The following is an 18393-nucleotide window of genomic DNA, read 5'->3' on the forward strand; positions in this document are numbered from 1 at the left end:
CAAAGGCAAGGTCGACAACGCCCCTGACGGACCTCCAGAACAGGATCCCGTGGAGGGGTCGCGCGAAACAATCGACCGCGAACTCGAACGGACAGACGCCAAGGACGGCTCCGACGAAACCGAACGCCTCCGCAGAGATTTGGGACGACAGGTGAAGGAGGAGACGAACTTGCCCGGGCGGGGATCGGCCTGACAGGGTGAATAGTTCGCTGGAATGCATACGAGCACTGGCCGGCTTGGGTGGGCATGCTGGTCGCCCGAGCAGGTCATATTCATTTTTACTAAAACTCCAGGAACCGATTGCTGCTATCCGATTTGACTCCGGTCAGGGAGTCGCAAGTGCATGCGTAAACCGGAAGGCCAACTCGCTTTCATCGCGTTCCAATCGCCAACGCTGGTTCTAAACACGCCCGAGGAGGCCGACTGGCTGCATGAAATCAAATATGACGGCTACCGGACGGAGCTTGTCGTCGAGGGCAGGCAGGCGCGCGCATTTACCCGCCGGGGCTACGACTGGTCGCACCGCTACAAGCGGATTGTTCAGGCGGCGGCGCAGCTGCCCGTCAAATCCGCGATCCTCGATGGCGAAGCCGTTGTTCTGGGCAGCACCGGCCTGCCGGATTTTCAAGCTCTTGAGCGGGAACTGGGGAATGCGAACTCGCATAAGCTTATGTTCTTTGCATTCGACCTTCTGCACCTCAACGGCCGCGATCTTCGGCGAGAACCACTGATTGCACGCAAGGCCGCCCTCCAGAAGGTGCTGAAGGACACGGCGCCGACGCTGACCTATGCCGAGCACCTAGAGGCATGCGGTCGCGACGTGTTCGACCACGCGTGCCGGATGGGCCTGGAAGGCATCGTATCCAAGCGAGCCGATTCGCCGTATCGCTCCGGCATCCAGACGAGCTGGCTCAAGGTGAAATGCATCAAGAGCGACACGTTCCCGATTGTCGCCTTTGTCGAGAAGCTTGGTGCTCACCCCCGCCGTATTGCCTCGCTGTATATCGGCAGATGGAAAGGCGACCGGCTGCTTTATGCCGGGAAAGCTCAGAGCGGCTATACGCTGGACGCAGCACGGAGGGTCAGGGAACGGCCAGATCCGCTGGTCGTCGGCAAATCCCCCTTGTCCGAACCGGTTGAGAAGCCGAAGGCGACCTGGGTCAGGCCCGACGTGCTGGCGGAGGTGCAATTCAGCGGTGTCACGGATCGCGGCATCTTGCGGGAAGCCGTGTTCAAGGGGCTGCGGGAAGATCTTCAGGCGATCCCGGCCAAGCCGCCGTCTCCCTCCAAGCGCAGATCGGAAGGCCGGCATGGCGTCCCTCGCGAAAACATTCTGCAGCTTCTGCCCGATGCTATCGCGCCGCCCAAGGAAGAGCTCGCGCGCTATTGGGAGCGAGTGGCCGATCAGGCTTTGGTTCATCTGGGCCGGCGGCCGCTGAGCTGGTCCGCCACGCCTTCGGCGCCACCTTCTATCACAAGGGGCAATTGCCTCCGATACCGGCTTCGGTGCACCAGCTTCGGGTCCAAAAGCGCGAAGGTGGCGAAGGTGTCCGAGTGTGGATTGACGATCTGGACGGTTTGCTTGGCTTAGTCGAAATGGATGCCGTCGAGCTGCATCCTTGGAACGCCACCATTGACGATGTCGAACATGCTGACCGGCTCGTCCTCGACCTTGATCCCGGTGAAGGCGTTCCGTGGCAAGCGGTGGTTGAGGCCGCGCTGTCGCTGCGCCGTATCTTGGAAGCGGCTGGCTTGGAGAGTTGGCCGAAGGTGACCGGCGGCAAAGGCATCCACCTGATGACGCCGCTCGCCTCCAGGATGACCCACGACGAGGTCCGGCAACTGGCCAGATCGCTGGCTCAATGCCTCATGGATGCCGAACCCCACCGATACCTGCTGTCAGCCGACCCGGCGGCCCGAAAAAGCCGCATCTTCCTCGACTATCTGCGCAACGGCCGGGGCAACACCGCCGTCGGGGCTTTTTCTCCGCGAGCGCGGCCGGGCTTCCCCATTTCCCATCCTGTCACATGGGGACAGGTTGAACGAGGTATCAGGCCAGACGCCTTCACACTCGCCAATCCCTTCAGACCCGATAGCCGAAGGGCGGCATAACCCAAAGTTTGGCCACAAGCCGCAGCTTTCGCAGTGGAAGAAGCGTGAGGCGGCGGTGGCGCCCTGCCTCACCGATCAGAGCCCAAGTGTTTGACCTGCTTCAAGCTGAAGGAAGGCTGCCGACGGATTCCTGAAAACCGCGTCCTGAAAAGCCTCGGCAGCAGAGGCGTGGGTGAGGTCGACCAGAATGGCTGCCGCTCGCTCAACTTCATCGGCCGAGTGGTCGAGTCGATCCATGCGCTTCAGGACGCGATCATGGAGCATCGACAACCGCGCGGCATGGTAGACCTCGCTTCGCTTGTGACCATCCCAATTGAGTGGTTCGAACAACATCATGGTTTTGGCTCCTCAAGGCATGCTTGTCGGGTGCGCTATTTTGAGTAGCCGCCGACGGGCTGCTTTTGCCCGCGCCTGCCCGGCTCGCATGCGGCTGCACAGCGCAAGACTGGTCGCAAGCCCGTGGTTGTCGTTGTTCATTGTCTGTGGCTGATCGAGGGAGAGTTCGGCGCGCCTAGCGTGTTGCCTGGCGACTGCCATTTCCAGGTTCAGAAGTTCAACCATTCCAGGCTTCCTCGATCATCACCCTTCCATTAGAAAATCGTCACTTGGCCCTTTCGTTCCGCTCCCGGCCCCAAAAAGGGCCGCAAACACGTGCCGGCTGGGAGCGTCCTATCGCCTGAACGTACACCCGCTGGCTTCGGCCTGCGGGTTCTTTGCTGTCCTAGCTTTTGCGACGCGGCGAAGTCGGGGGCCGGGGATGCTCGTCCCGCCGTCGGACACCTGGTACAGCTCCCGATGTCGACTTGCTGACGGGAAACTGGCAGGGTTAGAAATCCTTCTGTTCGTCAGCCGGATCGCCTTCGCGCCTGTTGCCGGGAATAGGCGGACCAAGTTCGGAGAGCATGAATTCGGAGGAATGAGTCGGGTCGCTTGGGTCGGCCAAGCTGTATTCGTATGTGGCGGCATTGGCGCAAATCCCACTGGTCCACCTCTTGCCCACAATTGGGGCACGGATAGAAATGCCGCTCTTCCGGGATGTCTTCGCCGCCGTGCAACTTGCCGGGCTAGGCGGGTCAAGCTTTGAAAGCTTCGTCATGTCGGTTTGTCCACCAGCGGCGTCTTCTTCGTCGGCGGCTTGTAGGCATTCACCAGGCGCAGCGTGTCCAGGTTGACGGTGATAGGCACGCCAAAGTTCACCGTCGCCAGATCACCATCGATGTGAGTGACGCTGCCGATAAGCTCGATCGGCTGGCCCTGCTGCACTTGGGAAGTGCGGTCGATGATGGAATGCGGGAAGCCATAAGAGGGGATCGAGACGCTTACGCGGTCTGCGGTGACGCGCCGCCGGACTGTCGCCACGATTGCCACCTCATCGCCTATGCTGATGCTGCCCTTAGCCATGCCGATTCAAACTCGGAGCAGGCGAGTTTGTTTCGTAAGGAGATGCTAAAGTGTGATCGCCCCTCTTGGAACATACCTCTACCTTCGCGGTTATTAGCGTTCCGATTTTGCGAAGTGTGGGAAGATCATGAAGCGAGACTTTGCATACCTGTGTGATTGGGCGAGTGCACGGGGCATCAAAATATATCAGCGTTCAAAGACGGTATGGATCGTGGCTGGGGGCTATCGAGGTCGGGATTTGGAAGTTAAGGGGCGGTCGCCAGCTGTTGCGCTCTTACTATGGATTGAGGCAACCCAGTACAGAGGAACGATTTAGGACTGTTGGCGCACCTGCGAGTAGCCACAAAAAGCGCACGACCGTCGGGATCTCCAACGCTAATGCATGTCGCCTCCAACCGACACGCATTTCAATGATCCCCGCATTCTCAGGATCGATCGCCGGCCGTTCGGATCGCTGCCCGAGCATGATGAAGCGCTGATTGCCCGGTGGAACGAGACCGTCGGCCCCGAGGATGAAGTCTGGCATCTCGGCGACTTCGCGCGCCACGGCAAATCGAACGTCGAAACCCTGCTGGCACACCTAAACGGCCGCAAGAACCTCATCGTCGGCAACAATGATGCTTTCGAGACAACGGCCGCACACGGGTGGCACAGCGTCCAGCACTATAGGGAGCTGACGCAGGAGGCTCAGCTCATCGTGTTGTGCCATTATCCGTTCCGGACATGGAACCGGATGGGCAAGAAGTCGATAAACCTGCACGGACATTCGCACGGCAAATTGAAGCCGTTGACGCGCCAATATGATGTTGGTGTCGACTGCTGGGACTTCCGGCCCGTTTCGCTGCACACCTTGCGCGGCAAGCGCGGGCTCCGGTGACGCGGCTGAAGCGGAGAGGGTTGGTGAGCGAGCACCGGCGGCCGTTGCCATTCACTTTCTATCCAGCACCATCCGGATCTTCTCCGCCAATTCGTCGATCGTATAGGGCTTGGTCAAATACAAACGCTTGACCTGTTTGACCCGCGAACTTTGCAAGATTGGGTTCGGATGATGCCAGAATTCTACCAAAGTGATGGCGTAGTTTTGATCATTTGAGGTGACCAGTCGCGCGAAGCTTCGCCAGCAAGATCAGTGCTGTGCCATGGTATTCAGCTCGCACATGTTCGCTCAATGGGGAAGCCTCCCATGCAGCGAGCGCCGCGACGAAAGGCGACGCGGCACCATTCACTGAGGCGCACCTTAATTGGCCACTCTTCTCGAGCACGACTATCGCCGTATCTGCGTCACCGTATCCGATGGCGGCCATTCTATAAATGTTGGCGTCACCGTCGACACGCACATCGAACAGCACCGCGCCAGCCGTTTTCTCCGCAGCGTCGATCACCCGGTCGGAAAACGGCTGCTGAATGCCATCCGCATTGGCCATCGATTGCTCGAACAGAACCATTTCAACATGTCCAGCCACCATGTTAGCGACAGTGCGCTGTTCTGTGCGATTGGCCTAGCCAACATTTCGTGGATATCTGCCGTTGTTCACAGGACGCACTGCGCACGCCACCAATCACCGCGATGGCCTGACGAGTGGTTGGTAGACGATCTCCAGGATCACGATGAAGCAACGGTGCAGGCAAAAACTCAGGCCGGGCGTGTAGAGGGATTGGAAGATAGACGGCGGCATGCGCGTTCACGTTTTCAATTCGAAGCGGCTCCCCGGGGCTGCCCAAATCCCGCAGTCTGTACCGCTCCCATTCGGAGCAAAAAGAGAACGATAGACCGCTGCGGTCTTGACGAAGCAGGAATATATTCCTTATTTGTGACGGCATGAAACCAGAGAGCACCCCCATGGCAAAGCCCCAAAACGGGGCGGCGGCGGAGCTCTGTCGGAATTGGAACCCGCAGCCCGGCAGCGCACTAGACGCAGCGCCCAGGTGGCGAGGAAAACAGAACTGGAACGCGAGCTTGGCTTGTCGCGTGGTGCGATTTCGAACGTTTTTCGCGACCCTGACACGAGCAGCACCTCTGGTGCGGGCACCGCCGAGGAGCAGAGTAGGACCGTCGGTCCGGTTGGAAATCCAGAGGATGCCAAGGGATTGAGCGGGTTTGAGAATGCATGATTTGATCAGGTTCTTCCAGGCCAATGCGACGTTGATCATTGCCAATCCTATTGCCTTCGCGACGTTCGCGATTCTTTTCGGGAGTGGAGGGTTCGTTGTGGGTCGCTATTTTCTGACCTAGCGCATCGCCAATCTGGAAAGCCGCATCGCCCGGCGTGACGACGAAATCGATGCGCTGAAAAAGCGCCGGGATAAGACGGGAGGGCCGTCCTTAGTCCCTGTCATCGGCACATCGGCAATCGGCGAGAACGAAACCACACCACTGCTGGGATCATGGCCGGACCGGCCTCGGCTGGGACCACTGTCAGCGCCGCCGCGTCAACGTCGTGGCTAAGCTATGGCTGGTGGTGGCAGTCATCTTTTGGATGAGAAAGCGATTGATCAGAAAATAGAGTGAGCCATGTGGTGCTGTCGCGCCAAAAAACCGGTAGTGGCACAAGCAGCATGGCCGCGGACGTGGGCTATCCAAGCCGGCCCGGTATGTCATTCGATCCACCTATTTGTGGGGCACCGACAAATTATGGAACTCTTCAAAATGGCCGGAAAAATTGCGCGCCAGATACCGCACGGCCCTAGGGTTATTCATCAGCCGATCGAGATAGCGGCCGGCAGCCAACAGTTCCAGGCTCACCGAACCACGTCGCTCCACAGCGCTCAGAAACTCACGGCTTAGCCGGTCAAGTTCTGGCGTCATCGCGTCCAGTTGATCTTTAGACGCGTTGGCAACCGTCGTCGGATCGAAACCCTCGGCCAGCAGCGCACGAGGCGTAAAGGCGACAAGCAACTTTTCGTACGTGAACGTGACCCGCTCCATGGCAACCATCAACTTGGCAATTTCCAATTGCCTGGCCGGGAGCACATGCCGCAGTAAGCCGAAGATCTTCACCTTCACAGGGTAGTCCTGAAGAAAATTGAGGACGTCGGGGCAAATCCCGCCGACAGATTGAGCACTGCTGTCAGAAGGGGACTCGCTGGCATGCGCGGCTGTTTGAGATTCGACCGTCGTGCCTTGCAACCGCTGGGCCAGGGATTTTGGCATAGTGGCAAGGCTTTCGGACACCAGCAATGAGCGAAATTTCGTGTCGCTCATGATCACACGAAGCGCTTTGACCATACGCCCCAAGCGCTGTTCTGCTTCCACTGTTTCTTTTATGAAATGGCGCTTGCGTCTGCACTCAGCTTCATAGGTTGCCAAAAGATCTGGCCCAAAGAGCTTTACCTTTGATCCCGCTTGATCAGTGGCAATATTCCGAGCGTGTCTCTGGCCGTTATCCTGGAAAGCTTTGTAGGCGGCTATGCGGGTCATACGATACTTAGAACTCACGATATGGTCTCCACACTTGCTCGCGCTGCCAGTCTGGTAATTGGGGTGAGCGTGGGGAAGAGGTAGGTGTCCAGTTGAGCCCCATTGTTAGCGCGCAATTCCGATTTGGCGACGATTTTAGACATAGGGGCAATCAGATAGTCTCGAATGACAAGGTCACCTGGGCGCATCCGGACCAAGATGAAAATGTCAGCCACCGACTGGCGTCGGGTTTTCAGGGACCAGAAGGGATATCCGTAGTCGGAAGCGGCGCAATGTAGGACTTCGATTGCAACCGTGAACTCGTCGTTGATCCGGAGGATCTCGTTCTCTTTGTCATAGGCCGCCTGTCCGCCAGCGCTTCCGATCGCCCCCAGTAAGCCTTCTATCGCCTGTATACGCACCGTCGCCAATCGCCTTTTCGAGGCAATGAACTGCCTGGGCGACCGATATCCGATCAGTTCGTAGGACTTCAGAAGGCTTCCGAAGCGATGGAAATACAGGCTAGCCGCAGGGCAATCAGGCGCATCGTCAATGATCGAGGCAGACAAGTAGCCTCGGCGCGCCAGGACTTTCTTCAACGCAAGCAGTATCTCTTCGTTGCTCACCCTGATGCGCGAATAGAGCGTTTGGTGGATGAGTTGCGCCCGTTCGAACAGCCTGCGGTCAATGATGGGCTCGAATGCGCCGTCCGCTCGAGCCCAGTGTTCAGGAGGATTGTTCGTTGCCTTTGCTTTAAGCTTGCGCGAGCGCCTGTTCCAGACATTGTTGCCGATGTATTTCTCATTGGTCAGAACTCCGCGCACCGTTTCCCGCTTCCATGGCCGCCCAAGGTCTGTGGCGACGCCGCGCTTGTTCAACAGCCTTGCAATCTCAAGCTCTGTCTTATGCGTTTTGACGAACTCACCGAAGATCCAGCGCACCGTCGCGATTTCTTCTGGCGGCCCGGGCACCAAGATCATTCTGTCGGTGTGCAGGCTCTTTTGTTCGTGCGGGCAGAGGATAAATTTGGGACGTCCTGACTGGTCCACCAACTGGCGTCTTAGGCCGAGCCCCGGCTTGCCACCTTGACGGAAGCCCAGCCGGATCAGCCTCGCCTGGCCTATGAACGTCTTTTGAGAGAGCATGCGGCTGTGCTCGGCGGCCATGCTGCGTTTGATAGCCATAAGCACATCGGAGCCGACGCTGCCGTCATTTGCGAATTGCTCGGCGCAAAATTCGATTCGCACGCCGGCCATCTGGCAACGGTATTCGTAGGCGGCGCTTTCATTGATGTTCTGGAAACGTCCCCAGCGGCTGACATCGTAAATCACGACCGTTTCGAACTCGGCGCGCCCACTTTCTACATCGGCCAGCATCCGCTGGAGGCCGGGACGACCGCCTAAGTTGAGACCGCTGCGACCGGCATCCTCGTAAGTGGCGACGATGTCGTAGCCCATGATTTCGGCATAGTTGCGGATGGCATCTTTCTGATTGGCGATCGAGTAGGTCTGGTGCTCTTTCGACATGCGCAGGTACTGAGCGGCGCGAACGAGACGTTTGCCTGAAGGAACTTGTGGGGTTTTGGCAACCTCGTCCATCGCTCGCGCTGTCCTGCCGATCGGTCATGTTAGCGACCACAGCGCTATGGTTTGGTTGAAAATTCCTGTCCAGTTTGCGTCGAATGCCGGGCTTTTCTGTTTGGAAACCATGGCGTTCAACTGCCGGGGAACCCTGACTCACTTCGTGAGCCGGCACGCCGCTGTTCGGCCGCAATCCGACCGCACTTGAGCGAAATTGCCCCATGTGCAGTCCCGGGGCTACAAAGGAGTTCTGGAGATGATCATCAAGAAGGCCATTCTGGCGGTGCTTATGACCGCAGCACTCGCCGGCTGCGCGCAAACCGAGGGCCAGCAACGGGCCGGAACCGGCGCGCTGATCGGCGGCGCCGGCGGCGCCCTCGTCGGCCAGGCCATCGGCGGCAACACCAAGAGCACGGTCATCGGCGCGGCCAGCGGCGCCTTGCTGGGTGCGGTGGTGGGTAGCGCGACCACCCCACAGCGTCGGGGCGATGAGATGTGCCGCTACCAGGACCGTTACGGGCGTATCTACACAGCACCATGCGATGACCGTTACTACAACGGCAACTATTGAAGGGCGGTGTTCGCCGGCCACTGACGCCCCAATAGACCTTGGCCGACGCTCGTCCGCGATATGGGTATGGCAGGCTACGTCCATCGGACTAATTGTGTCGGCCGCTAAACGCGCCGACACTCTAGTTATCCGAAGCCCAGTAGACGCCTGCTGACATTGCTATCGGACGCTTGCCGACACCTGTCTTCCCCCCGAAGCCCCGTCGACAGGCAAGGCGGATCCCGTCCCCGGATCCGCCTTTTTCATGTCCGCGCTATCGGCGCCCCTAAGCGGTGATGAAAGTGGGCTCACTGTCATTTTTTGCCCACTTGCTTGGACTACCTTGTCTTTGAGGCGGGCGCTTTGGAGGAGGTCGATGTGACGACGACAAGCCTTGCCGCCCTGAAAAACCAAAGCAAACGCGCCGTCAAACGACTCATCGGCTACGATTCCCGAAACTGGCTGCGCATCCGCCAGATCGAGGCGTTCACCCTCTTCCTCGAGGCCGGCAACCGCAAAGCCTCCGACGTGATCGAGATCTCGCCCGGCTGGAACCGCTACTGGCGGGCGATGTGCCCCAACTACAGATCGGTCGACTTCCCCGACTTCGACATCTGCAGCGACCGCACAGACGAGCAATATTCCATCGTCATCGCCGACCAGGTGCTGGAACATGTCCAGCGGCCGCTGGCGGCAGTGGCCAATATCCATGCCATGACCCGGCCCGGCGGCTGGGCGATGGTGGCGACGCCCTTCCTGTTCAGGGTCCACGCCAGGCCGCACGACTACAACCGATGGACGCCTGCCGGCCTGAAACAGCTGATGGTCGAGGGCGGCTTTCCCGAAGCCAATGTCAAGGTCCACGGTTGGGGCAACAAGGCCTGCGCCAGGGCCCATATCGGCGGCCCCGTCCGCGCCTACGGCCTGTGGCGGGATCTGAGCAACGACGAGGAATACCCGCTGATGGTCTGGGCGTTTGCCAAGAAGGCGTGATCGAGTACTGCCCACGTTGCGGAACAGAACCGTGTGCCTGACGTTGTGCGACATCGGCACGTCTGGGAGAAACGGCATGGTGGCGCCACGCGCGGTCTGGAAGGGGTTTCTGAGGGTCGGCTCGGTGGCATGCGGGGTGAAGATCGTTGGCGCCACAAGCGAGGCATCCAAGATCCACTTCAAGATTTTGAACCGCAAGGACGGCTTGCCCGTCAAGAGCGCCTATGTCGATGAAGAGACAGGCGACATCGTCGAAGCCGCGGATCAGATCAAAGGCTACGAGGCCGACAAGGGTGATTTCATTCACGTGGAACCGGACGAGATCAAAAAACTGAAACTGACATCGCAGCATACACTCGATGTCGATTCCTTTGTCCCGGTTGCCGAGATCGACACACGTTATCTGGAGAAACCCTACTACCTGATCCCCGCAGACGGCGCCTCTGTGGAGGCCTTTGCCGTCCTGCGCGATGCGATGGCCAAGAAGCGCGTCGCGGCCCGCTCCTGCGTCGTGCTCTATCAGCGCGGGCGCGAAGTGCTGATACAGCCCCTTGGAAAGGGAATGCTGCTGACCGAGCTGCGCACCCACAATGAGATGACGTCGGAAGACACCGTCTTCGATGACGTGAAAAGCCCAAAGTACGATGCGGATTTGCTCGAAATCGCGGGGCTGCTCATCGACAAGAAGGCGACAAAGTTCGATCCCTCGAAATTCGAGGACACCTACGAGGACGCGTTGATCGCCATGATCGACGCCAAGCGCAAGGGCAAAAAGCCCCCGAAACCGGTCCCGCAGCCCAAGGAGAACGTGATCGACCTAGCCTCGGTGCTTCGAAAGAGCCTCGCCAAGGAAGGCGTCAAGCAAGACCGGCCAACTGCCAAGAGCCGCAAATCAGCATAGTTAAAAAGTCAGTCGAGCCTCTCGACCCCAATCCCGAAGCCATCTTCCGATAGCCTGAAGTCCGGCACATCGAAACCGACCTCGCGAGTTGGCATAAGGCAGGAGAACTCGTTTGGGCCAAATGTACTGCGACATGGAGGCACCGACCGTCGGATGTTTCGGGCACGGTTCGCTCGACTCGCGCTCAGGATGGTGCTTTGCTGTCTTGCTTGCGAGGCAAGGAATCGTATGGCAAGGCTGGGTCGGTTCATACTCTGGCTGTTGATCGCCCCAGGCGACATTATCTCAGATCGGCTCGGTGTTACGAAAGAACAAAACCGCGACCTTGTTCGCATGCTCTTCAACTCGCTTTTCTGGATTTTAATCGTGATCATCGGCTTGGCGATCTGGACGTCACGGATGCCGGCTTTCCGATAGGCAAAGATGGGCACTACCGCATTGCGACGAGATATGGTCGCTCGCCAATGCTGAACATCACGAAACTGCCGCGAGGTGCCGGCACATTCGCAGGTAAAAACTCTACGATATCGAGCTGGATGATGCCATAAAACCGACCTCCGGCCCACAATGCGCTGACCACGATTATCGAGCACGGAAAGCAGTTGGAGATTGTACGCCACAACACGCAGTCGGCGACGTCGGCAAGGGTGAGTTCGGCACCTATTTCATAGGCTACGCCCGTTCGCCGCGCAGAATAGAGCAAATGCTGGAGAACATGTTCATTGGCGGGCCGCAAGGCAACTACGACCGGTTGCTGGACTTCAGCCGCGCAGTTACCGGTACTTTGTTCTTCATACCGTCGGCGACATTCCTGGAGAGCGGTACGACGGGCCAAGAGGTCATCGATCGCTGGCCCGAGTCCGTCGGGCCGACCTATTCGGAGTCGTCGTCCTTTGGTTCGCCAGACCATACGAGAGAATACGAAAGAAACGGCTTGGCGAACCAGCTGCTGATATATTGATTTTCGATAGGAGACGACGACCCTACACGCCTAAATAACTCTTGTTTATCAGTTCGTTACCAAGCGGTTCGCTCAAATTTATTCAAGAGGCTGATCCGGCCATCCGCTGACATTACTTAACTTATACCGAATGGCAGCTTTGCGCCTCATCTCAGTCATTCACGACGGCTCCGTTGCTGCGACACTTCAACCTGAGCGCACCACCCTCCGTACACCGCCCCTTCACTGGGGCGAGTCCGCATTGTGGAAATTGGGTGGCCAGACCAATGAGAATCAACAGCGTGTTCCGGGCGATTTTCCAGGCGGCCTCGACATGCGGCCGCGCTGCAGCCTCCCAGCAAAGATCGTTGTGGCCGTCCTCCCGTTCACGCGCTTGCTCTATTTTCGCCTCGGACCTCCTCTTCCTCTGGACGCCATATTGGCCGACGCTAAATCAGAGCAATGCGACGTTCAATGCTGTGCCTTATGGTCTTTCTCTTTTGCACCACCATGCTACAGGCCGAAGCCTGGCAGCCCTTCGGTGTCCGGCAGCTTGGCTTCACGTTCGATATCCCTCCCGGTTTCGTGTTGGCGCAGCAATCGGACCACGGAGCGGCTTTTGAGGGCGCAAGAGATGCGTTTCTGGCCGTTTGGGGCGCGCGACTGGGCAAAGCCAGCTTTCGTGCCGAGATCGCGCATCGCATGATCGAGGACGCAAAGGCCGGTTGGCGTCTGACCTATCGGCGCATAGCTCCAAGATGGGCGAGCTACTCCGGGATCAGGAATGGCGAGATTCGCTATGTCCGCGCGATATTGGTCTGCGACCAACGCGCAGCACTTTTCACCATGAATTATAGGAAATCGGAAAAGGAACCGTATGATCCTATTGTCGAGCGTATGGTGAGGTCCCTGAAGGCACAAGGCTGTTCATGAGGTTCCGGGTGGCCGGCACAAGCGCACCGCCACGGGATGGGCTCGTGATCGCCTATCGCTGGAATATCCGGCGCGTGCTCGGCGCGGGTGAGGGAACTTAAATCCCCAGACGTGTTTCGCCCGGGCAAGCAAAAATCCGAAGGAAAAAGCATCCATGGGCGCCCAATCATCACGCGATTTTCCCCAGCCCAAGCCTCGCAAGGAAAGGCCAGGGACACGCAGGAGGCTGCCGCCAAAACCCCCGGACAAAACGAATGACTGGGATCGAGACCAGGTGCACGGTGATGGCGACACGATAGATTTGTAGCCGCGGCCCAAGGGCCAGCGCTAGAATCGCGTTCGGCCTTCACTGCAGCGGGAGGACCACTAGTGTGGGTCAGAGCACCGTTGGTGTCGGCAACACAGTGCCTAGGGGCGAACATCAGTTCCAAACGGGTTCGAACGCGATCTGCAAATTATGCCGTTGCGCCTCGGCGCGTGCAATGCGTCGGCCGATGGAACATCGTCAATGCCGCGGCCGTTAATGATCTTGGAGGCGGCCGCATGCACCTTGTCCAGATACTGCTTCCTCGTTCCGACAACGCCGGAGAGCCCTTCGCCAACGAGGACTTCGACTGTGTGAAGGAAGAACTCGCCAATACCTTCGAAGGTGTCACTGCGTATTTTCGAGCGCCCGCGGAAGGGGTGTGGAGGCAGGGCAAAGAGTCCGGCCTGGACGAGATCGTCATCTTCGAGGTGATGACGGAAGAGGTCGATCTTCCCGATTGGCGGAGGCGCCGAGCGGAGTTGGAGCGCCTGTTCCGGCAGGACATGGTGATCATCCGATACCTGCCCATGGCGTGGGTCTAAGCAGGCCTGAAAGGTCACGACGCGTCCGGGCCGATCTTGATAGCTTTTGGCGTCTTTAGCCCAAGCGGAACTGCTCTGCCACTCTTTCGCGCCAAACTCCAAGAGCGGCGCAACGACGTGTGGTGTTTAGGGAATGGCGCCTCAGCATCCGCAATGTCTCACCCGTGTCCACCCAACTGCACAGCAAGCATTCCAAAGCCAATCGCGCGCGCGATGTTGGAACATCGCGGATGCTGGGACATTTGTGACGGATGCGGTTGCAAATGCAAGGGATGCCAAAAATGGGCAGCTTGCTCATGACTGTCTGGTGTCTGGTGAAAGAAAGCGTGGTCGGGTTCATCAACGACAATGCTCTCAGTCATGGCGCGGCAATGGCTTTCTATGCCACCACTTCTCTGGCGCCAATTTTGCTGATCGTCGTCGCCATTGCAGGCCTTGTTTTCGGTCACGACGCTGCACAATTGGCTTTATCCGCTCAGATTTCGGGCCTGATGGGCCCACAGAGCGCAAATATCCTCCAGGCCGCGCTGCAGAGCGCGTCAAGCCGGTTCTCCGGAAGCTGGGCTGCGGTGATCGGAATAGTCACCTTGTTGGTGGCTGCGTCGGGAGTCTTTGGCGAAATGCAGCAATCGCTGAATACGATATGGAAGGTTAAACCTCAGGGAAGTTCGTTTTCACGCCTGGTCCGCGCCCGTGCCGCAAGCCTCGGCTTGGTGGCCGCGCTTGGCTTCATGTTGCTCGTCTCTCTGGTTGCGAGCGCAGCGATATCGGCAGTGGGAAACATCATCAACGCGCATCTGCCATTCGGCAAAATCGTCCTTAGTGTGATCAACGCGGTCGTTTCCTTCGTCCTGATCTCGGTGATGTTCGCCGCCATCTACAAGGTTCTACCCGACCGAACTCTCGAATGGCGCAATGTCCGGGTTGGGGCCGTTGTGACCGCGGCTCTGTTCACGCTCGGAAAATCCCTTATCGGCTGGTATATCGGTACCAGCGCAGTGGCATCCTCATATGGTGCCGCCGGTGGCCTGCTCGTGATCCTCCTTTGGGTTTACTACTCGTCGGAAATTTTCCTGCTCGGGGCCGAATTCACGCGCGCCTATTCGACACGGCAGCAGGTCCGACCTGAACGCATCGGTTAACAGTTCTCGGCCTGCAAGACAGATCCATTTCCGCGCAGAGGCAGAGTCCAGTTCGACGAGCGTTGTGCCGCGTGATCTCGTCATAGCCAAACACCTCGCCGGACCCGGAGGTCCTTCCAGCTGCCCAAACCCGATGTTCGTTGGTCTGGTAGTAATCGGTGCCCATCACGCAATGCCTGCACAGATGGTTCTCCAGGAAAAAACTATATTCTTCCGCCGTCATCCCGTTATCGAGAAGGTAGCGGTAGGTGCGCGCGTCGACGTCATGACCGTAATTGAGGTCAAGCGACAGGAAACGCTCGCTGTTGAAACACTCAGCCCTGCCGATCGCCTCGGGAAAATCGGCGTGGGAATATTCCGAGGATTCGCTCTGAATGAAGATGGTGTCCGGTCGCACTTCGAGGATCGCCCGCATGGCAAGTACGTTCGCCCGAAGCAAAGCGGTCTAAGCACCATCGGGGGCGGCAACAGCCGTCTTGTATTGGAGCTCACTTTGGCTTCCGCCTAGATCCGTAAGGTACCATGCAGAGGTCCGCGAGCGTAGTCGTGATCTTCACGACACCGATTGTCAGATGATCGATGATCGCAATGATCGTCGATTTTGCCAACAAGCACGGGCTGTTCGTCGCATTCGACGTCCGTGAACGCTGATGCCGCTGCGCTGGTTCAACTCCCCGGTCTATGTGAGGACCGATCTTCGGGGGTTTCGCCTTGGGGTCAGCCGTGTCGATACTGCTGCGGAGGAACTCCTGAATTGGCCCAACCGTGGCCCAAATGGCGTCTGGGCGGCGGAGGCCTGCCTTTCGGCGATCGACGGCAAGATGCCGACCGACGAGTTCCGAATGCTGTTCGAGGATGCAGCTCAGGAGGAGGAAATGCTGCTGCCCGATATTAAGCTTTGAGGAACCTCGGCGCTTCCGTTCGTTTCGCGTCGGGCGCAACAACAAGCCGCTGGCTTCCAATGACCTCAGGTGCAGTCCTGGTTGTGGAGGATGAGAGCCTCATCCTGTTGGACATCGAGCAATCCCTCGTTGAGGCAGGGTTCGAGGTCATCGCGGTTCATACAGGCGATGATGCCATCGCGGCCTTTGATCGTGACCCGGAGCGTGTCGTGGCCTTGGTGACCGATGTGCGAATTGGGGACGGTCCCACCGGCTGGGAAGTTGCGCGTCACATGCGACGTCAACCCCACTTTGCCGGCCATCTACATGATTGCCGATGGTGCGGAGGACTGGCCGTCACTCGGGGTGCCAAATAGCCTCATGACAACCAAGCCGTTCGTCCTGCCCCAGATCATAACTGGCATCGCAATGCTTCTCAATGAGAAGGGTAGCGCCACGCCTTGAGCGACATCGGAGGTTATCGCTTGGGGAACGTAGCTAAGGATTGACCTCGCTGTTGGCCCCATGCATGTTGGAGCCGTGCATGAACCACTGGATCTCGTCCAGATCGATCTTGCCGTCACCATTCTCGTCGATGCCATTGAAGATCCTGCCGACCGCGCCTTGAACCTCGTTCTCGGAGAGCGATCCGTCGCCATCCGTGTCCAGCAGCCCAAAGATCAATCGCATGCCGGCGCCGCGCATCATCTGGTGACGCCTGTGGCCAGCCATTCTGTGTCCTTCGGCCCAGTCATCATGTTTCCGCCGACGGTTGGTTTGAGGGTTGGCTTCATCGGGACGGTCTGCATCTTCGTCGCGGCCTCCCAGGTTCTTGTAGCTATCTTGTTCATCGCGGTAACCTTCCGCAGACCCACGATCCTGCTCCATCCTCTGTTGGACCGCTTGCTCAACCATCTGCCGGATCATTTCGCGTGTCGGTCCATCCGCCTGTCCGTTCGCTTCTGGCCTGGCACCCGGCTGTTCGGTCGCCGGAGGGGGTGCAGGCGTCAAAGGTGTCGGTGTTCCGGTTGTCTGGGCAGGGACGGGGGAGGTCAGGGCTATGAACGCCGCAGCCGCGGCGGTCGTGCTGTATGGGAATCTCATGGCGTGCTCCATCCATTGGTCGTGTTTGCCTGGATGGCTAAACTGGAGCTCGATCTGATTGTTCCCTGAAGGGGATCAGGTTACGGCGAAACCTGTCTCCCGCCCAAGTCGAACCAAGCTGACGGAGCGCGAGCCAAGCCGCGGGCGAGCCGCACGCCGATTGTCCCCGGCGAGGAACTGAGCGTGGGGCGGGATCTGCCGATCAGGTCCGTGAGTGCGGGGAGGGCGCTACGTCGCAGCCACGGACGTGATCCGTTGTCGAGCTCCCTCCGCCGCCAATCCTAGCGTGGGCACACATTTGCTTCGGGCTCATTTTTGTGAGGCGAGAACGAAGCCGTCTACGATGGCGTTGAAGCGTCTGAGGCCGTGGGTGAAGGTGATGGGCCCTGGCGGGCGTTCCTTTTCGTAGCCGTTCCAGCCTCCGAGCCTGGCGATACACCAGGCGGCCCAGGCGAGCGTGTGCGTGGGGTGAGGGTTCTTCTGCTTTTGGGTCTTGCCTTCGAGCTTGGCGATGAGCACGTCCAGGACGGTGATCTCGGTGGGATCAAAGAGGCGCGCGGCCTGGAAGCCCTGGCCCGGCGAACCACGCCCGTGCACGAGTTGCATGACCCTGGTGGCGACGACCAGAGCGGCGGCGGCCAGGCGTTCGAGTGCATCGCCATCGGCGATGAGACTTTCCTCCAGATCGATGGCCTGCGACTTCACGGTCCGGAACAACTGCTCGACGATCCAACGCGAGCGATACATCTCGACGATGCGGCAGGCATCGGCGAGTGTTTCGACGCTGTGGGTGGTCAACAGCCGCCAGATCACCGCGTCCTTGGCCGAAGGTGGATCGATCTCGCGCACTTCCACCATGTTGAGCGTGAGTTCGCGCGGATCGCGGCTGTCGGCGCCAAGGCGGGGCTGGCGCAAGCTCACCGCGGTGAAGCGAACGGCTGCGACCTGGCCGGCCAGGGCGTGCCTGCAGCTCGAAGGCAATGCGGCCGGCTTCCGCCGTCTTGGCGATCGCGCTGAACAGGCGCTCGCCCCGCGTGCCCAAAGCCCGATCCCGTACAGCGCGGATGAGCACATGGGTGCGCTCGCCGGGAAGCCTTGCAAACACTTCGTAGATGTCGGCTTCGCGGTCGCCGACCACCGTCATCTGCGGCGTGTCGGTCAGCGCCTGGCATGCCGCCTTGGCGGTGCCGATCCATTTGTGGCTTTCCTTGGCTTCGATCGGCAGCGCCTGGTAGTCATGCGCCTTCTTTGCCTCGCGCCGCCAGATCGTGGCGCCTGCAAGGCCCAGGACCGAGCCGTCCCCGGCATCCACGGCCAGCGCCGGATGCACGAACAGCCCGATATCCTTGCCATTGCCGACACGACCGAGGCCACGCTTGCGTGAAGCCTTGGCTTCATAGTTGATCTCGCTGCTGTCCTCGATGATCAGCACGTGGCGGCCGGCGGCCATTTCGGCGGTTCGCGCCGCCGCCGTGCGGATGATCTCTTGCTTGCTCACGTGGCGATTGCGAAACAGGCGCGTGAACGCGACCTTCTCCGCGCGCGTGTCGGCCAGCCGGCGCATGCCCGCGCTGACACGCGCAAACATGCGCTCCAGAACCATGCTCCCC

General features: G+C 59.2%; 20 protein-coding genes and 2 pseudogenes. 12 read left to right on the plus strand and 10 right to left on the minus strand.

The genetic code is table 11. The features are described 5' to 3' along the window. Positions 1-343 precede the first annotated feature (343 nt). Positions 344-2112 (plus strand): annotated as a pseudogene (gene ligD, locus LB577_RS19185) (DNA ligase D). A gap of 75 nt (positions 2113-2187) precedes the next feature. On the opposite strand, the gene LB577_RS19190 reads toward ligD, so the two are convergent. The 3 genes from LB577_RS19190 to LB577_RS19200 all read right to left on the minus strand — a co-directional run bounded on the left by LB577_RS19190 (position 2188) and on the right by LB577_RS19200 (position 3513). Then, complete coding sequence (locus LB577_RS19190; RefSeq protein ID WP_023767887.1) at positions 2188-2448, minus strand: hypothetical protein; 261 nt, start codon at positions 2446-2448, stop codon at positions 2188-2190. Positions 2449-2938: 490 nt separating this feature from the next. Next, a complete protein-coding gene (locus LB577_RS19195; RefSeq protein WP_224687894.1) occupies positions 2939-3208 on the minus strand; it encodes a hypothetical protein in 270 nt (89 codons plus the stop codon). Next, positions 3205-3513, minus strand: a complete 309-nt coding sequence (locus LB577_RS19200) for a hypothetical protein (RefSeq protein WP_224687895.1) — start codon at positions 3511-3513, stop codon at positions 3205-3207. Before LB577_RS19200 ends, LB577_RS19195 begins: the two co-directional genes overlap by 4 nt. 382 nt (positions 3514-3895) lie before the next feature. Between LB577_RS19200 and LB577_RS19205 the strand changes: the two genes are divergently transcribed. Next, positions 3896-4390, plus strand: a complete 495-nt coding sequence (locus tag LB577_RS19205) for a metallophosphoesterase (protein WP_224687896.1) — start codon at positions 3896-3898, stop codon at positions 4388-4390. A gap of 208 nt (positions 4391-4598) precedes the next feature. On the opposite strand, the gene LB577_RS19210 is transcribed toward LB577_RS19205, so the two are convergent. From LB577_RS19210 to LB577_RS19225, 4 genes are all read right to left on the minus strand, one after another. Then, complete coding sequence (locus tag LB577_RS19210) at positions 4599-4979, minus strand: hypothetical protein (RefSeq protein WP_411969299.1); 381 nt, start codon at positions 4977-4979, stop codon at positions 4599-4601. A gap of 1 nt (position 4980) precedes the next feature. Further along, the gene (locus tag LB577_RS19215; RefSeq protein WP_224687898.1) at positions 4981-5664 is read right to left on the minus strand and encodes a hypothetical protein; all 684 of its coding nucleotides are present in this window, start codon (positions 5662-5664) and stop codon (positions 4981-4983) included. Positions 5665-6121: 457 nt separating this feature from the next. Next, positions 6122-6949: a plasmid partitioning protein RepB C-terminal domain-containing protein gene (locus LB577_RS19220; RefSeq protein ID WP_224687899.1), complete on the minus strand. Its 828-nt coding sequence runs from the start codon at positions 6947-6949 to the stop codon at positions 6122-6124. Then, complete coding sequence (locus tag LB577_RS19225; protein WP_224687900.1) at positions 6946-8508, minus strand: recombinase family protein; 1563 nt, start codon at positions 8506-8508, stop codon at positions 6946-6948. Before LB577_RS19225 ends, LB577_RS19220 begins: the two co-directional genes overlap by 4 nt. 238 nt (positions 8509-8746) lie before the next feature. Between LB577_RS19225 and LB577_RS19230 the strand changes: the two genes are divergently transcribed. The 9 genes and pseudogenes from LB577_RS19230 to LB577_RS19270 all read left to right on the plus strand — a co-directional run bounded on the left by LB577_RS19230 (position 8747) and on the right by LB577_RS19270 (position 15700). Beyond that, a complete protein-coding gene (locus LB577_RS19230) occupies positions 8747-9061 on the plus strand; it encodes a YMGG-like glycine zipper-containing protein (RefSeq protein ID WP_224687901.1) in 315 nt (104 codons plus the stop codon). A gap of 357 nt (positions 9062-9418) precedes the next feature. Beyond that, positions 9419-10033, plus strand: a complete 615-nt coding sequence (locus tag LB577_RS19235; RefSeq protein WP_224687902.1) for a class I SAM-dependent methyltransferase — start codon at positions 9419-9421, stop codon at positions 10031-10033. Between the two features lie 76 nt (positions 10034-10109). Further along, positions 10110-10934, plus strand: coding sequence for a Ku protein (locus LB577_RS19240; protein WP_224687903.1), 825 nt, complete (start codon positions 10110-10112; stop codon positions 10932-10934). 514 nt (positions 10935-11448) lie between these two features. Continuing rightward, positions 11449-11895, plus strand: a pseudogene (locus LB577_RS19245) (Dyp-type peroxidase); the annotation flags it as partial. A 465-nt stretch (positions 11896-12360) separates the two neighbouring features. Then, complete coding sequence (locus tag LB577_RS19250) at positions 12361-12807, plus strand: hypothetical protein (RefSeq protein WP_224687904.1); 447 nt, start codon at positions 12361-12363, stop codon at positions 12805-12807. Positions 12808-13350: 543 nt separating this feature from the next. Further along, on the plus strand, positions 13351-13656 hold the full coding sequence (locus tag LB577_RS19255; protein WP_224687905.1) for a hypothetical protein: 306 nt from the start codon (positions 13351-13353) through the stop codon (positions 13654-13656). 281 nt (positions 13657-13937) lie between these two features. Then, a complete protein-coding gene (locus LB577_RS19260) occupies positions 13938-14798 on the plus strand; it encodes a YihY/virulence factor BrkB family protein (protein ID WP_224687906.1) in 861 nt (286 codons plus the stop codon). A gap of 172 nt (positions 14799-14970) precedes the next feature. After that, the gene (locus LB577_RS33295) at positions 14971-15306 is read left to right on the plus strand and encodes a hypothetical protein (RefSeq protein WP_318013517.1); all 336 of its coding nucleotides are present in this window, start codon (positions 14971-14973) and stop codon (positions 15304-15306) included. A 142-nt stretch (positions 15307-15448) separates the two neighbouring features. Continuing rightward, positions 15449-15700 carry a DUF982 domain-containing protein gene (locus tag LB577_RS19270; protein WP_224687907.1) on the plus strand — a complete coding sequence of 84 codons (252 nt, stop codon included), beginning with the start codon at positions 15449-15451 and terminating at the stop codon, positions 15698-15700. 65 nt (positions 15701-15765) lie between these two features. Here LB577_RS19270 and LB577_RS19275 read toward each other — a convergent pair whose 3' ends face one another. The 3 genes from LB577_RS19275 to LB577_RS19285 all read right to left on the minus strand — a co-directional run bounded on the left by LB577_RS19275 (position 15766) and on the right by LB577_RS19285 (position 17698). Further along, positions 15766-16002: a hypothetical protein gene (locus LB577_RS19275; RefSeq protein WP_224687908.1), complete on the minus strand. Its 237-nt coding sequence runs from the start codon at positions 16000-16002 to the stop codon at positions 15766-15768. A 175-nt stretch (positions 16003-16177) separates the two neighbouring features. Then, entirely contained in the window at positions 16178-16606 is a 429-nt protein-coding gene (locus LB577_RS19280) for an EF-hand domain-containing protein (protein WP_224687909.1), read from the minus strand. Positions 16607-17092: 486 nt separating this feature from the next. Continuing rightward, positions 17093-17698 (minus strand): transposase, encoded by a 606-nt coding sequence (locus tag LB577_RS19285; RefSeq protein ID WP_224687910.1) that lies wholly within the window; start codon positions 17696-17698, stop codon positions 17093-17095. Between the two features lie 10 nt (positions 17699-17708). On the opposite strand from LB577_RS19285, the gene LB577_RS19290 reads away from it, so the two are divergent. After that, entirely contained in the window at positions 17709-18167 is a 459-nt protein-coding gene (locus LB577_RS19290; RefSeq protein ID WP_224687911.1) for a hypothetical protein, read from the plus strand. Positions 18168-18393: the final 226 nt, after the last annotated feature.

The organism is Mesorhizobium sp. B283B1A (assembly GCF_020165735.1).
In the GTDB taxonomy this organism is placed as follows: Bacteria; Pseudomonadota; Alphaproteobacteria; order Rhizobiales; family Rhizobiaceae; genus Mesorhizobium; species Mesorhizobium opportunistum.

What these genes read in the sequence shown, in the direction of transcription:
- LB577_RS19190 (WP_023767887.1), bottom strand. Translation starts at nt 2,448, where the DNA reads ATGATGTTGTTCGAACCACTCAATTGGGATGGTCACAAGCGAAGCGAG.
- LB577_RS19195 (WP_224687894.1), bottom strand. Translation starts at nt 3,208, where the DNA reads ATGACGAAGCTTTCAAAGCTTGACCCGCCTAGCCCGGCAAGTTGCACG.
- LB577_RS19200 (WP_224687895.1), bottom strand. Translation starts at nt 3,513, where the DNA reads ATGGCTAAGGGCAGCATCAGCATAGGCGATGAGGTGGCAATCGTGGCG.
- LB577_RS19205 (WP_224687896.1), top strand. Translation starts at nt 3,896, where the DNA reads ATGTCGCCTCCAACCGACACGCATTTCAATGATCCCCGCATTCTCAGG.
- LB577_RS19210 (WP_411969299.1), bottom strand. Translation starts at nt 4,979, where the DNA reads ATGGTGGCTGGACATGTTGAAATGGTTCTGTTCGAGCAATCGATGGCC.
- LB577_RS19215 (WP_224687898.1), bottom strand. Translation starts at nt 5,664, where the DNA reads ATGATCAACGTCGCATTGGCCTGGAAGAACCTGATCAAATCATGCATT.
- LB577_RS19225 (WP_224687900.1), bottom strand. Translation starts at nt 8,508, where the DNA reads ATGGACGAGGTTGCCAAAACCCCACAAGTTCCTTCAGGCAAACGTCTC.
- LB577_RS19230 (WP_224687901.1), top strand. Translation starts at nt 8,747, where the DNA reads ATGATCATCAAGAAGGCCATTCTGGCGGTGCTTATGACCGCAGCACTC.
- LB577_RS19240 (WP_224687903.1), top strand. Translation starts at nt 10,110, where the DNA reads ATGGTGGCGCCACGCGCGGTCTGGAAGGGGTTTCTGAGGGTCGGCTCG.
- LB577_RS19250 (WP_224687904.1), top strand. Translation starts at nt 12,361, where the DNA reads ATGGTCTTTCTCTTTTGCACCACCATGCTACAGGCCGAAGCCTGGCAG.
- LB577_RS19255 (WP_224687905.1), top strand. Translation starts at nt 13,351, where the DNA reads ATGCACCTTGTCCAGATACTGCTTCCTCGTTCCGACAACGCCGGAGAG.
- LB577_RS19260 (WP_224687906.1), top strand. Translation starts at nt 13,938, where the DNA reads ATGGGCAGCTTGCTCATGACTGTCTGGTGTCTGGTGAAAGAAAGCGTG.
- LB577_RS33295 (WP_318013517.1), top strand. Translation starts at nt 14,971, where the DNA reads ATGCCTGCACAGATGGTTCTCCAGGAAAAAACTATATTCTTCCGCCGT.
- LB577_RS19270 (WP_224687907.1), top strand. Translation starts at nt 15,449, where the DNA reads ATGCCGCTGCGCTGGTTCAACTCCCCGGTCTATGTGAGGACCGATCTT.
- LB577_RS19275 (WP_224687908.1), bottom strand. Translation starts at nt 16,002, where the DNA reads ATGGCCGGCAAAGTGGGGTTGACGTCGCATGTGACGCGCAACTTCCCA.
- LB577_RS19280 (WP_224687909.1), bottom strand. Translation starts at nt 16,606, where the DNA reads ATGATCCGGCAGATGGTTGAGCAAGCGGTCCAACAGAGGATGGAGCAG.